This is a genomic window from Gordonia malaquae (assembly GCF_037148075.1).
Taxonomy (GTDB): Bacteria; Actinomycetota; Actinomycetes; order Mycobacteriales; family Mycobacteriaceae; genus Gordonia; species Gordonia malaquae.
This window is the reverse complement of record NZ_JBBCUB010000001.1, coordinates 1,307,095-1,319,872: the sequence shown is the minus strand read 5'-3', so window position 1 is coordinate 1,319,872 and position 12,778 is coordinate 1,307,095. Positions and strand designations below refer to the sequence as shown.

The following is a 12,778-nucleotide window of genomic DNA, read 5'->3' as shown; positions in this document are numbered from 1 at the left end:
TGTGCGATCAGCGGACGGTGATGCCGTCGGCCCGCATCGCGTCTTTGACCTGGCCGATCGTCAGCTCTCCGAAGTGGAAGACAGATGCGGCCAACACCGCGTCGGCTCCTGCGTCGACGGCGGGCGCGAAGTCGCCGACTGCGCCCGCACCGCCGGACGCGATGACCGGAATCGTGACGGCCGCCCGCACAGCGCGAATCATGTCCAGGTCGAAACCGTCCTTGGTCCCGTCCGCGTCCATCGAGTTGAGCAGGATCTCACCGACCCCGAGCTCAGCCCCTCGACGTGCCCATTCGACCGCGTCGATGCCGGTGCCTCGACGACCACCGTGTGTTGTCACTTCCCACCCGGACGAGGTCTTCTCCCCTGTCTCGGGAACCGTCCGCGCGTCCACCGACAGCACGATGCACTGCGAGCCGAAACGGCGGCTCATCTCGTCGAGCACCTCGGGGCGGGCGATCGCCGCCGTGTTGACGCTCACCTTGTCCGCTCCGGCGCGCAGCATGGTGTCGACGTCGTCGACGGTGCGGATGCCGCCGCCGACAGTCAGCGGAATGAAGATCTGGTCCGCCGTCCGACGGACCACCTCGATCATCGTCGACCGACCCGAACTCGACGCGGTGACGTCGAGGAAGGTCAGCTCGTCGGCGCCCTCTGCGTCGTAACGCGCGGCGAGTTCGACCGGATCGCCCGCATCACGCAGGTTCTCGAAGTTCACGCCCTTGACCACTCGGCCACCGTCGACGTCCAGACACGGGATGACCCGCACCGCAACACTCACTGCTCCACCTTGCTCTCGTTGGTTCGCCTGTCCGGCACACCGCTCTGGGCGACCACCGTCAGCAATTCTTCATGAAGTCGCTCGTCCCCGGCCACCATCGACCGTGAACCGACACGCCACGGGTGCCCGTGCACGTCGGTCGCGATGCCGCCTGCCGCCCGGATCAGTGCCACACCGGCCGCGTTGTCCCACGCATGTCTGCTGAACGACACCGCGCCGCCGAAGATTCCGGCGGCCACATACGCCAGGTCGGCGCCGGTCGACCCGGTCATCCGCATCCGCCTCGCCCGGTAGCTGAGCATCCGATACAACTCGGCACGCGCGGCGCCCGAGTACCGTCCGCCGCCGCGCGCGTTGTACGAGCCGCACCCGATGACCGCCGAGGACAACGCAGTGTCGACGAGCGGAGTGCCCGGCTCCCCGTTGACCGTGAACGACTCCCCGACCACCGCCGCATACGACTGATTGAGGATCGGCAGACGAGTCACACCGATCACCGGTTCGCCCTCGATCGCCAACGACAGCAGCATCGCCGCCATCGGGAGACCGACGGAGTAGTTGTACGTCCCGTCGATCGGGTCGAGGATCCACACGGTGCCCGCCTCAGACGGCGGCCCTCCGAACTCTTCGCCGTGCACCTCGATCCCGGTCAGTTCCTGCAGTTCGGCACCGATGCGGCGTTCCAGCGACAGATCGATGTGCGTGGCGAAGTCGTCGCCGATCTTGGACACGGCGCTGGGCGCTCCGAGCCCGTCGATGAACACGTCCTGCACCGAGTCGAGCACGCCCTCGGCCATCGACAGCAGCCGCTGCAGGTCGAGGTCGGCCGGAACAGGCACGGTCATGCTCCGTCTCGGCTCCGCTCGACGATCGAGTCGACCGACACCGCAGCCAACGCTTCGGGAAGGGTGAATCGTCCCGCGTACAGTGCCTTGCCGATGATCGCGCCTTCCACCCCGAGGTCGGTGAGGTCGGCGATCGCGACGAGGTCGGCCACCGTCGAGACGCCGCCTGAGGCGACGATCGGCGCGTCCGTCGCCCGCGCCACCTGCGCGAGAAGTTCGAGGTTGGGGCCGGTCAGTGTGCCGTCCTTGCTGACGTCGGTGACGACGTAGCGCGAGCAGCCGTCGTTGTTGAGGCGTTCGAGCGTCTCCCACAGGTCTCCGCCGTCGGTGACCCAGCCGCGACCACGGACTCGCCACGAGTCGCCGTCGCGCAACACGTCGAGTCCGACGGCGATCTTGTCGCCGTGCTCGGCGATCGCCCGCGCGCACCACTCCGGGTTCTCGATCGCGGCCGTGCCGAGGTTCACGCGCGTCGCACCGGTCGCCAACGCCGCGGCGAGCGTCGCGTCGTCGCGGATGCCACCGGACAACTCCACCTTGATGTCGAGCTCCCCCGCGACCTCGGCGAGCAGCGCCCGGTTGTCACCACGACCGAATGCCGCGTCGAGGTCCACGAGATGCACCCATTCGGCGCCGCCCGCCTGCCATGCCTGCGCGGCGTCGCGCGGCGACCCGTACGAAGTCTCCGAACCGGCTTCGCCCTGCACCAGGCGGACCGCCTGCCCGTCGACGACGTCGACGGCCGGCAGCAGTTCCAGGGTCTTCATGCCCACAGTGGTTTCTCTCTCGCTCTACTTGTCGTCCGCCGCTGCGCGGCGTTCGTCGATCTCTCGCTGGACTCCCGCCAGCATGCGCTTGGACACCAGCGCGATCACCGCGACCATCACCACCACGGCGACGATCGCGACGATCAGTGCCGCGACCGCCGACGTCTGCGCGACGACGAGGATGATCAGGACGGCGACGACGAGCACCAGCACACCGGCGCCGAGTGCGTACGCCACCGATTTGCCGTACGAGTAGTCGTCGGCCGCGGACGTCTTCTTGGCTGCCATCTAGAGGCTCTCGATCCAGTTGACGAGCAGTTGCGAACCGACGTCTCCCGATTTCTCCGGGTGGAACTGAGTCGCCGACAGCGGTCCGTTCTCGACGGCCGCCAGGAACGGTCCGCCGTGGTCAGCCCAGGTCAAGAGCGGTGCGGCGATGTTCGATGCAACCGAGTCCATCTCCCACTCCTGCACCCCGTACGAGTGCACGAAGTAGAACCTCGCGTCGTCGTCGATGCCGGCGAACAGTGTCGAATCCGCAGGTGCCTGCACCGTGTTCCATCCCATGTGCGGGAGGACGTCGGCCTGCAGACGTGTGACCGAACCCGGCCATTCGTCGCATCCGGCGGTGTCGACGCCGAACTCGACGCCTCGCGTGAACAGGATCTGCATGCCGACGCAGATGCCGAGCACCGGGCGTCCACCTGCCAGGCGACGGCCGATGATCCGGTCGCCCTGTACCGCGAGCAATCCCTCCATACAGGCCGCGTACGCACCGACGCCGGGTACGAGCAACCCGTCGGCGTTCAGCGCGGTCTCGAAGTCGGAGGTGATCTCCACGTCCGCGCCGGCCCGCTCGAGCGCACGCTGCGCAGAGCGGAGGTTTCCCGAGCCGTAGTCGAGCAGGGCGACCTTCTTCGGTGCACTCACAGGCTGCCCTTCGTGGACGGGATGCCGCTCACCCGGGGATCGGGTTCGACGGCTTCGCGCAACGCTCGCGCGACGGCCTTGAACTCGGCTTCGGTGATGTGGTGCTGGTCGCGCCCGTACAGGACTCGGACGTGCAGTGCGATCCGCGCGTTGAGGGCGATCGACTCGAACACGTGGCGGTTGATGACAGTCGAGTACGAGACGACCGGGCGATCGCCGCCCGAGTAGCCGCCGATGGTTGCGGTCAGCAGGTGCTCGGGTTCACCTGTGTGCACGCAATACGGGCGGCCGGAGACGTCGACGATCGCCTGTGCGAGGGTCTCGTCCATCGGGATCCACGCGTCACCGAAGCGTCGGATGCCCTTCTTGTCGCCGAGGGCCTCACCGATCGCCTGCCCCAGCACGATCGACGTGTCTTCCACGGTGTGATGCGCTTCGATGTCGATGTCGCCGGTCGCGTGGACCGTCAGATCGAAGCTGCCGTGCGCGCCGAACGCTGTGAGCATGTGGTCGAAGAACGGGACCCCGGTGTTGATGTCGGTGACGCCGGTGCCGTCGAGGTTGATCTCCACGACGATCGACGACTCGCGGGTGGTTCGTTCGACACGCGCGATGCGGGCCTGCGGTGCTGTGGTCACGCTGACTGCTTTCGGTCGGTGCCTGCCAGCTTCTCGCTGACCGACAGGAAGACATCGTTCTCGGCTGCCAGTCCAATCGTCGCACGCAAGCGGCCGGGGATGCCGACGTCCCTGATCAGCACGCCGTCGTCGAGGTAGCGCTGCCAGGTGGCGGGTGCGTCGGTGAATTCGCCGAACAGGATGAAGTTGGCGTCGGACGGGACGACGTCGTATCCCATCGCGGAGAGTGCTGCGACCACCCGCTCGCGTTCGGAGATGAGCGTCGCGACGCTGCCGAGGGTCTCTGCGCTGTGCCGAAGCGCTGCGCGCGCGGCCGCCTGGGTGAGGACCGACAGGTGGTACGGCAGCCGCACAAGGAGGATGGCCTCGATGACGGCGGGCGAGGCCGCGAGGTAGCCGAGTCGGCCGCCCGCGAAGGCGAACGCCTTGCTCATGGTGCGGGACACGATCAGCTTGTCGCCGAACTCGTCGAGCAGGGTCACTGCACTGACCTGCGACGAGAACTCGCCGTAGGCCTCGTCGACGACGACGATGCCGGGCGCCACCCGAAGGATCGAGGCGATCTCCTCGACCGGCACGCTGGCCCCGGTCGGGTTGTTCGGCGACGTCACGAACACGACGTCGGGCCGGTGCTCGGTGATCGCCGCTGTCGCCACGTCGACGTCGAGACCGAAGTCGTCTGCGCGCTGCGCAGCGATCCAGGTGGTCTGCGTTCCGTCGGAGATGATCGGGTGCATCGAGTACGACGGGACGAAGCCCATCGCGCTTCGCCCGGGACCGCCGAACGCCTGCAGGATCTGCTGCAGCACCTCGTTGGAGCCGTTGGCCGCCCACAGGTTGTCGACGGTCAGCGGAACACCCGTCGCGCCTGCGAGGTACGCCGCGAGATCTGTGCGCAGGTCGACGGCGTCCCGGTCGGGGTAGCGGTGCAGATCTTCGGCCGCCGAGCCCACGGCTTTCGCGACGTCGTCCACCAGCGCCTGCGTCGGCGGGTGTGGATTCTCATTGGTGTTGAGGACCACCGGAACCTGCAACTGCGGCGCGCCGTACGCCGATTTGCCTCGTAGCGACTCGCGAAGCGGGAGGTCGGCGAGGGTGTACTTGTCGCCGACGCTCATCGGGCGAATCTTTCCGGCGCCGGGAGCGGAGCGAGCGGGCCGAATCTCGCCGTGACGGCTTCGCCGTGGGCGGGCAGGTCTTCGGCGTTGGCGAGGGTGACCACGTGATCGGCCACTCCGGCGAGGGCGTCACGGTTGTAGTCGATGACGTGGACGCCGCGCAGGAACGTCTGAACCGACAGACCCGACGCGTACTTGGCCGAACCGGTGGTCGGGAGCACGTGGTTCGATCCGGCGCAGTAGTCGCCGAGACTCACCGGCGAGTACGTGCCGACGAAGATCGCGCCCGCACTGGTGATGCGCTCGGCGACCGCCGCAGCGTCTCGGGTCTGGATCTCGAGGTGCTCGGCTGCGTAGGCGTCGACGACCGCGACACCCGCGTCGATGTCGTCGACGAGCACGATGCCGGACTGCTTGCCTGCGAGAGCCTCGGTGACGCGCTCAGAGTGCTTGGTGCTGTTCGCGGCCTGCTCGACGGCGGCGTCGACGGCGTTTGCGAACTCCTCACTGTCGGTGACGAGCACCGATGCGGCGAGCACGTCGTGCTCGGCCTGGCTGACCATGTCGGAGGCGACGATCGCCGGGTCGGCCGAGTCGTCGGCGAGGATGGCGATCTCCGTGGGGCCGGCCTCGGAGTCGATGCCGACCACACCGCGGACGAGCCGCTTGGCAGCGGTCACGTAGATGTTGCCCGGCCCGGTGATCAGATCGACCGGGTCGAGGATCTGGCCCGTCAGGTCGGTTCCGCCGTAGGCGAGGAGTGCGACACCCTGCGCACCGCCGACCGCCCACACCTCGTCGACGCCGAGCAGCGAGCAGGCGGCGAGGATGGTCGGGTGCGGCCAGCCGCCGAAGTCCGCCTGGGCGGGCGACGCGACGACGAGCGACTGCACGCCCGCTTCCTGTGCGGGGACGACGTTCATGACGACACTCGACGGGTACACCGCGTTGCCGCCGGGAACGTAGAGGCCGACTCGTCGGACGGGGATCCACTTCTCGGCGACGGTTCCGCCCGGAACCACCTGGGTGACCGATGTGGAACGACGCTGGTCAGCGTGTACCAGACGGGCGCGACGAATCGACTCCTCCAGCGCAGCAGTCACGTCGTCATCGAGGTCGGCGCGGGCCTGGGCGATCACCTCGGCGGGGACGCGCACGGACTGCGGACGGATCCGATCGAACTTCTCGGTGTAGTCGAGCGCCGCATGCGCTCCATGCTCGGCCACCGCTTCGACGACGGGTGTGACGACGGGCATCACGGCGTTGACGTCTGTTCCGCCGCGAGGCAGCGCACGACGCAGTTCGCTCAGCGTCGGGGCGGCACCCCGCAGATCGGTTCGGGCGAGCATGGTTTCTCCACTTTCGAGCGAGGGATTTCGGCTCCCACCAGGATATGCGGTCACCGCAAACTGTTAACGATCGCCTCCGCGGTGTGTGACGTGGTCCGCTCAGATCAGCCGCTGCCCACCCCGGTACAGATGTCCACCCGCGTTCACCACGCTGCCGCCGACTGCGTCGTCCAGCGGCAGATTCCAGAGAGCGCCGTCCGACTCGGGACCGAACACGGTGATACCCTGCTCGCCGGACACCGCGATCCGTGTCCCGTCAGAACCGAGGGTGTCGTACAACGAAGCGATCACCCTCGACGCCCCCACTCCGGTCGCCAGGTCGTACCAGGCGAATCGTCGTGCGTCGTTCTCGTCGCCGCTCATGTTGTCGATGATCACTCCGCGTCCGGACGCCTTCGCGTGAGCACTGTAGGCCCCGTCGAGTTTGCGAGACCAGAGGACGTCTCCGCTGGCTGGGTCGATGACGCCGACCTGTTTGTCGAGGTCCGCCATCACGGGAAGTGCAGGAGCGGGCACAGTGAGGGCATTGCCCTGCGCCACGTAGAGCGGCCGCCAGTCCCCCGGAATCGCAGCGAGTCGCTTGCCGTCGTTGGTGTAGAAGTGGTCTCCCAGGACGAAGCCTGACGCATAGGGCGTCAGCTGGGGGTCCTCCGCGTACTTGTCGTCGGGCTTCGACACTCGGGTGAGTTCTCTGCCGTCGCTCACTCGAATGGCGATCGTCTCGGCTTTGAAGAATGCGTCGCCGTTCGATGCGGGCGCCACCGCGACCACGGAGCCGCCCAGGATCACGTTCTTCGTGGAGTCGCGCTCCCACACGGTGTCGCCGCGGTTGTTGACCACTGTGACCGTGTAGTCGTCGCCGGACCCGGTGGACATCACAACCGAGTCTCCGACCACCGCGTACGACGTCGACGACCCCAGTGCGGTCACCGAGCCGGTGACGGCGGCGCGAGCGAGATCAACGATCACGATGCGTCCGTGGTATCCGACACGACACGCCGCCCATGCTCCGGAGCCGTTGACGCCGCAGTCGGTTGGAGCGTCGTCGCCGGAGATCCGCGCGGTCCGGAGGAGCTTCGCCGTCGACGCGTCGACGATGTCGAGGGCGCCGTCCCGGCCGACGAGAACGGTGTCGCCGACGGCACCGACAACTCGTACCCCGTAGTTCTGGTCGATGCCCGGCGGCGCGTATCGCCAGGCGCCCGCGGTCGGTTCGGTCTCGAGCGACGCCAGAGGCGGCGTCACGTCAGGCAGGTCGAGTGCCCGTGCGCTGTCGGTCGGTTCCTGCACGTAGTCGCCTTGACCGGCCTTGAGACTGTCGGGGAGTGCAAACCATATCCCGCCTGCGACGACCACCAGTATGGCGACGACCGCCCCGACTATCACGGCGATGCGTCGGCCGGATCTCGGCCGGTGCTGCGGTCCGGCGATCATCGTCGGCGGAGCGTGGACAAACGACGGAGGCGATGGGACCGGCGGCAATGTCGGCGACGCGGCGGGCGGTGTCTGTGCCAGTGCGTGGTCGAGGGCCGCGGCAAATTCCGCGGAGGTCGCGAATCGCGCTGCCGGATTCTTTGCCGTCGCCCGCTGGAGCACTGCGTCGACGGCAGGCGCGAGGTCCGGCCGAGCGGTCCGGACGCTCGGAAGCGGATCGTTCAGTTGACTGCTGATCACCCGCGCGGCGCTCGACGCGGCGAACGGTGCACGACCGGTGAGCAGAGCAAACGCGGTGCACGCGAGCGAGTACTGATCGCTGCGGCCGTCGACCTGCAGTCCTTGGAGTTGCTCAGGCGACGCGAAGTCGACCGTTCCCACTGCCGTACCCGTCGACGTCAGCCCGACATCTGCAGACTCCGACCGTGCGATCCCGAAATCGGTGAGCAGGATGTCGCCGTCAGTGCTGCGCAGTATGTTGGCCGGCTTCACGTCGCGGTGGACCAGTCCCCTCGCGTTCGCCCTGTCGAGCGCGTCGGCGACCGTCCTGGTCACGAGCCTCACCTGGTTCGCGGTGAACGGGCCGTGTGTTCGGAGGCGATCGGCGAGGTCTTCTCCGTCGACGAACGCCATCGCGATCCACAGCCGGCCGTCGTATTCGCCGCGGTCGTGGACGGGGACGATCGCCGGGTGCCGCAATGACGCCGCCAGTTCTGCTTCCCGCTCGAAACGCGCCCGGTAGTGGGGATCCGACGAGAACTGCGGAGCGAGCACTTTCAGCGCGTCGTGCCTGGGGAGTCGTGGGTGCGCCGCGAGGTAGACCTCACCCATCCCACCGGAGCCGAGCAACCGCTCGATCGCATAGCCCGCGAACTCACTGCCGACGTCCAGGTTCACGCACGTCACCGTACACAACCGATCCGGTCAGATCGGGCTCTGCGTCATTCACACAACGTCGGCGACGATTTCCTGTCCTGCTCCGGAATTCGTCGCCGACGTTCTCAGCGGCGCATGGGGACGTGCGGAATGCCGTCCTCTATGAACTGCGGGCCGTCGGCGACATAGCCCCAGCGGGCGTACATCTGTTCCAGGTGCGCCTGAGCGTCCAGAACGCTCGGCCGGTCGCCGATGTCAGAGACGATCCGGTCGATGAGAAGCCTGACGAGGCCATTGCCTCGAAGTTCGTGGCGGGCGCACACCCGCCCGATGCGCAGGAGCGCGGTGCCGTCCGGGAGTTCGTCGGTCAGGAGCCTGGCCGTGGCGATCGGCGCACCGTCCAGGTCCGTGCACCAGTACTGAACCGCCGAAGGCTCAAGGTCTCGACCGTCGAGGTCGGGGTAAGCGCACTCCTGCTCGACCACGAACACGTCGACGCGCAACTGCATCAACCCGTACAAGGTCACCGGATCGATGTCGGCCAGGGCTGCGGCGTGCACGGTCGGATTCACCGTTCCATGATGCCGCGAAACGGAATCGTCCCGTCAAGCGCCCGCCACTCGGTCGGGTCGAGAAGCCTCAAGAACTTCGGCACTCGCCGCCGCGCCTGGCGCGGTTACGAGTGCCGAAGTTTCAGATGCCGGGGTTCAGGTGGCAGGTTCGCCGGTCGCGGGTGGCGTGAATCAGTCGTCCGCTCACATGTCCAGACCGAGGTCGAGGACGGTGACGGAATGGGTGAGCGCACCGACGGCGAGGTAGTCGACGCCGGTTGTCGCATAGTCACGGGCGACGTCGAGCGTGAGGCCTCCCGACGACTCCAGTTTCGTGTCGGGGGCACGCTTGTCACGACGCTGGACTGCCATCTGAGTGGCCCACGGCTCGAAGTTGTCGAGCAGAACCAGCTGGGGCGACAGGGCGAGGACCTCGTCGAACTGATCGAGCGAATCGACCTCGACTTCAACGGGCACGTCGGGTGCTGCGGCGCGAACCGCATTCAGAGCGGCGGCGACCCCGCCTGCGGCGACGACGTGGTTGTCCTTGATGAGCGCGGCGTCACCGAGACCCATGCGGTGGTTGACTCCACCGCCGGCCCGGACAGCGTACTTCTGCAGCACCCGCATGCCGGGCAGAGTCTTGCGCGAGTCACGGATCTTGGCACCGGTGCCCTCGACCGCATCGACCCATGCGGCTGTCGCCGTCGCGATGCCCGAGAGGTGACAGAGGATGTTCAGTGCGGTGCGTTCGGCGGTCAGCAGGGCACCTGTCGGCGCGGTGACGGCAAGCACCACGGTGCCGGGCTCCACCCGCGACCCGTCGACGATCTCCTCGGAGACCGTGTAGCGGTCCGCGCCGATCACCTCGTCGAACACCGCTCTGACCACCGGCAGCCCGGCGATCACGCCGGGTTGCCGAGAGACGATCCGCGCCTGCGCAACCGCGTCGGCGGGCACCGTCGCGAGCGAGGTGATGTCGGGCCCGTACCGTAGGTCCTCGATGAGAGCGGTCCGGATCAGCGCGAGAACATCGTCGTCGATCTCCAGGCTCAACTCGCCGTTGACGTCGACGTCTCCGATGAACGTCATTCGCCGCCGCCCGGGTTGCCGATCTCGATCATCCGCTGCACCGACGCGCGCGCACGCTCGGCGACGTCGGGTGCGACGTGCACCTCGTCCTTGCCCTCGCGCAGGCATCGGAGCAGAGCCGCCGGGGTGATCATCTTCATGTACGGGCACGCCGCGCGTGAGTTGACGGCCTGGAAGTCGACCTCGGGAGCGGCCTTGCGCAACTGGTGCAGCATGCCCACCTCGGTCGCGACGAGGACCTGCTTGGAGTGGGTCGCCCTGGCTGCGTCGATCATCCCGCCCGTCGACAGAATCTGCACGCGATCCGCCGGAACGGTCCCCTCGCCCGCGAGATACAGAGCGGACGTCGCACAGCCGCATTCCGGGTGGATGAAGAGCTCGGCGTCGGGGTGCGAGTCGACCTGGTCGGTCAGCTCGTCGCCGTTGATGCCGGCGTGAACGTGGCACTCGCCTGCCCAGATGTGAATGTTGTCGCGGCCGGTCTCACGCTTGACGTGCGCGCCGAGGAACTGGTCCGGGAGGAACAGGACCTCGCGGTCGGGGTCGATCGACGCGACGACGTCTACCGCGTTGGACGACGTGCAGCAGATGTCCGTCAGTCCCTTGACCTCCGCCGTCGTGTTCACGTAGGAGACGACGAGGGCGTCGGGATAGTCGGCCTTCCACGCACGGAGGTCGTCGGCGGTGATCGAGTCGGCGAGCGAGCATCCGGCTCGCTCGTCCGGGATGAGAACCCGCTTCTCCGGGCTCAGGATCTTCGCGGTCTCGGCCATGAAGTGGACGCCGCAGAAGATGATCTCGTCTGCGTCGACCTCGGCCGCGATACGCGAGAGCGCGAGGGAGTCGCCGACGTGATCGGCGATGTCTTGGATCGCGGGCAGCTGGTAGTTGTGGGCCAGGATCGTCGCGTTGCGCGCCTTCGCTAGCCGTTTGATCTCGGCCGCCCAGGCGGCGTCGGCCTCGACTCCCCCGTACGCGGCGGGGATCCCGTGGCGCGGGTCGGGCATGCCGAGGTCGGTCTCGGTACGTGTGATCACGGTGTCTGTGGTCATGGCGAGGAACACTCCATTCGCAGCGTCTCCGGCGACGGGCTGAGCCACCAGAGCAGGTTTCCGACTGATGGTCGATAACCCTGCGGCCATGGTAACACCCGTCACCTCGGGCGGCTCCGCACGACTATGAAGGCCGAGTGGAGAGGATCGTCGGCCCGGCACTCGAATGTTTCAAGGTTGCGGTCGGATCCTGGGCGTACCCCGAGCCGGGCGTTCTCGTGATCGGCGGCATACCGCTGTACGCGGATCGGGGTCGTCGGCGCACCGGCGGTCGCCGCGTACGCACACTTCAACAGTCACCACTGGATACCCGATCTGCGCATCCCGATACTCATCATGTTCACCGCCGTGACGTGGCGCATGCGGGTCTGGTTCACCGTGAGCGATCGCCGCCACTGGATGCCGCTCCCGGTACCGTTCGTCCTCATCGGCATCTTCCTCTGGGTCGCCGAGAACGTCGCGACCTACTTCGGCGCGTGGGAGTATCCCGATCAGGAAGGCGTCTGGCGGATGGTCCATCTCGGCGAGTCCAGTTCGTGGATCCTGCTGGTCAGTCTCAGCTTCGTCCTGGTATCGGCGCTGATGAGGCATCGAACATCGCGTGACTCCTCGCTCACCGGGCCCACCGTCGCACACTAGACTCGACGCATGCCGAGCTCCGTGGACGTCGAGGTCCTCACTGCCGTGTTCCAGGTCCGCGAATGTGGCGACCGCGGACACACGCTGCACGTGCTGCTGCATCGCGCGTCCGACGACTCCGACACGTGGCGACTTCCGGGAGGCCTCGTCGGGGACCGCGACACACTCCCGACGTCGGCCGGACGTCACCTCGGCGAACAGGCCGATCTGACCCGGGTCGCACACCTCGAACAGTTGTCGGTGTTCTCCGACCCCGATCGTGTGCCCGCCAGGCGGACCATCGCGTCGACCTTCCTCGGACTCGTTCCCCGCGACATCCCGGCCGATCCGGCTACCGCCGCAGCGGCGTGGTTCGACGTCGATGATCCGCCGGAGTTGGCGGGCGATCACCGCGACATCGTCGACCTGGCTCGTCAGCGACTCGCCGGGAAGCTCTCGTACACCAACATCGCGTTCGCGCTCGCACCCGGAACGTTCTCGATGTCAGAGCTTTCCGAGATCTACGGGGCCGCCCTCGGCTACCCCGTCGACGCGACCAACCTGCTGCGGATTCTGTCCAGGCGCGGTGTTGTGGTCGCCACCGGCACTGTCGGCCGGACCGGTCGGACCGGCGGACGCCCACCCAGCCTGTACGCCTTCGCCGACTCCCGGCTGCGGGTGACCGACGAATTCGCCACCTTGCGTCCCCCACTCTGACCCGACGAGA

General features: G+C 67.5%; 14 protein-coding genes and 1 pseudogene. 3 read left to right on the top strand and 12 right to left on the bottom strand.

Annotated features, from left to right (window positions below):
• Positions 1–7 precede the first annotated feature (7 nt).
• The 12 genes from hisF to nadA form a co-directional block, all read right to left on the bottom strand.
• Positions 8–781 (bottom strand): imidazole glycerol phosphate synthase subunit HisF, encoded by a 774-nt coding sequence (gene hisF, locus WFK36_RS06630; protein WP_008376666.1) that lies wholly within the window; start codon positions 779–781, stop codon positions 8–10.
• Positions 778–1,626, bottom strand: a complete 849-nt coding sequence (locus tag WFK36_RS06625; RefSeq protein WP_336790764.1) for an inositol monophosphatase family protein — start codon at positions 1,624–1,626, stop codon at positions 778–780. The genes hisF and WFK36_RS06625 overlap by 4 nt, the downstream gene beginning before the upstream one ends.
• Entirely contained in the window at positions 1,623–2,393 is a 771-nt protein-coding gene (priA, locus tag WFK36_RS06620) for a bifunctional 1-(5-phosphoribosyl)-5-((5-phosphoribosylamino)methylideneamino)imidazole-4-carboxamide isomerase/phosphoribosylanthranilate isomerase PriA (RefSeq protein WP_419717461.1), read from the bottom strand. The genes WFK36_RS06625 and priA overlap by 4 nt, the downstream gene beginning before the upstream one ends.
• A gap of 24 nt (positions 2,394–2,417) precedes the next feature.
• Positions 2,418–2,681, bottom strand: coding sequence for a hypothetical protein (locus WFK36_RS06615; RefSeq protein ID WP_008376671.1), 264 nt, complete (start codon positions 2,679–2,681; stop codon positions 2,418–2,420).
• On the bottom strand, positions 2,682–3,323 hold the full coding sequence (hisH, locus tag WFK36_RS06610; RefSeq protein WP_008376672.1) for an imidazole glycerol phosphate synthase subunit HisH: 642 nt from the start codon (positions 3,321–3,323) through the stop codon (positions 2,682–2,684). It lies immediately after the preceding gene.
• Positions 3,320–3,961 carry an imidazoleglycerol-phosphate dehydratase HisB gene (gene hisB / locus WFK36_RS06605; protein ID WP_008376674.1) on the bottom strand — a complete coding sequence of 214 codons (642 nt, stop codon included), beginning with the start codon at positions 3,959–3,961 and terminating at the stop codon, positions 3,320–3,322. Before hisB ends, hisH begins: the two co-directional genes overlap by 4 nt.
• Entirely contained in the window at positions 3,958–5,079 is a 1,122-nt protein-coding gene (locus tag WFK36_RS06600; protein ID WP_336790758.1) for a histidinol-phosphate transaminase, read from the bottom strand. The genes hisB and WFK36_RS06600 overlap by 4 nt, the downstream gene beginning before the upstream one ends.
• On the bottom strand, positions 5,076–6,428 hold the full coding sequence (hisD, locus tag WFK36_RS06595; protein WP_008376677.1) for a histidinol dehydrogenase: 1,353 nt from the start codon (positions 6,426–6,428) through the stop codon (positions 5,076–5,078). Before hisD ends, WFK36_RS06600 begins: the two co-directional genes overlap by 4 nt.
• A gap of 99 nt (positions 6,429–6,527) precedes the next feature.
• A complete protein-coding gene (locus tag WFK36_RS06590; protein ID WP_336790755.1) occupies positions 6,528–8,759 on the bottom strand; it encodes a serine/threonine-protein kinase in 2,232 nt (743 codons plus the stop codon).
• A 104-nt stretch (positions 8,760–8,863) separates the two neighbouring features.
• Complete coding sequence (locus WFK36_RS06585; protein WP_336790753.1) at positions 8,864–9,310, bottom strand: GNAT family N-acetyltransferase; 447 nt, start codon at positions 9,308–9,310, stop codon at positions 8,864–8,866.
• A gap of 183 nt (positions 9,311–9,493) precedes the next feature.
• Positions 9,494–10,381, bottom strand: coding sequence for a carboxylating nicotinate-nucleotide diphosphorylase (nadC, locus tag WFK36_RS06580; protein ID WP_336790751.1), 888 nt, complete (start codon positions 10,379–10,381; stop codon positions 9,494–9,496).
• Positions 10,378–11,433, bottom strand: coding sequence for a quinolinate synthase NadA (nadA, locus tag WFK36_RS06575; RefSeq protein ID WP_419717460.1), 1,056 nt, complete (start codon positions 11,431–11,433; stop codon positions 10,378–10,380). Before nadA ends, nadC begins: the two co-directional genes overlap by 4 nt.
• A 137-nt stretch (positions 11,434–11,570) precedes the next feature.
• Here nadA and WFK36_RS22750 point away from each other — a divergent pair.
• The 3 genes and pseudogenes from WFK36_RS22750 to WFK36_RS06565 form a co-directional block, all read left to right on the top strand.
• A pseudogene (locus WFK36_RS22750) lies at positions 11,571–11,630 on the top strand (hypothetical protein); the annotation flags it as partial.
• Positions 11,631–11,679: 49 nt separating this feature from the next.
• Positions 11,680–12,072 (top strand): DUF817 family protein, encoded by a 393-nt coding sequence (locus WFK36_RS06570; RefSeq protein WP_336790985.1) that lies wholly within the window; start codon positions 11,680–11,682, stop codon positions 12,070–12,072.
• Positions 12,073–12,081: 9 nt separating this feature from the next.
• Positions 12,082–12,768 (top strand): NUDIX hydrolase, encoded by a 687-nt coding sequence (locus tag WFK36_RS06565; protein ID WP_336790749.1) that lies wholly within the window; start codon positions 12,082–12,084, stop codon positions 12,766–12,768.
• Positions 12,769–12,778: the final 10 nt, after the last annotated feature.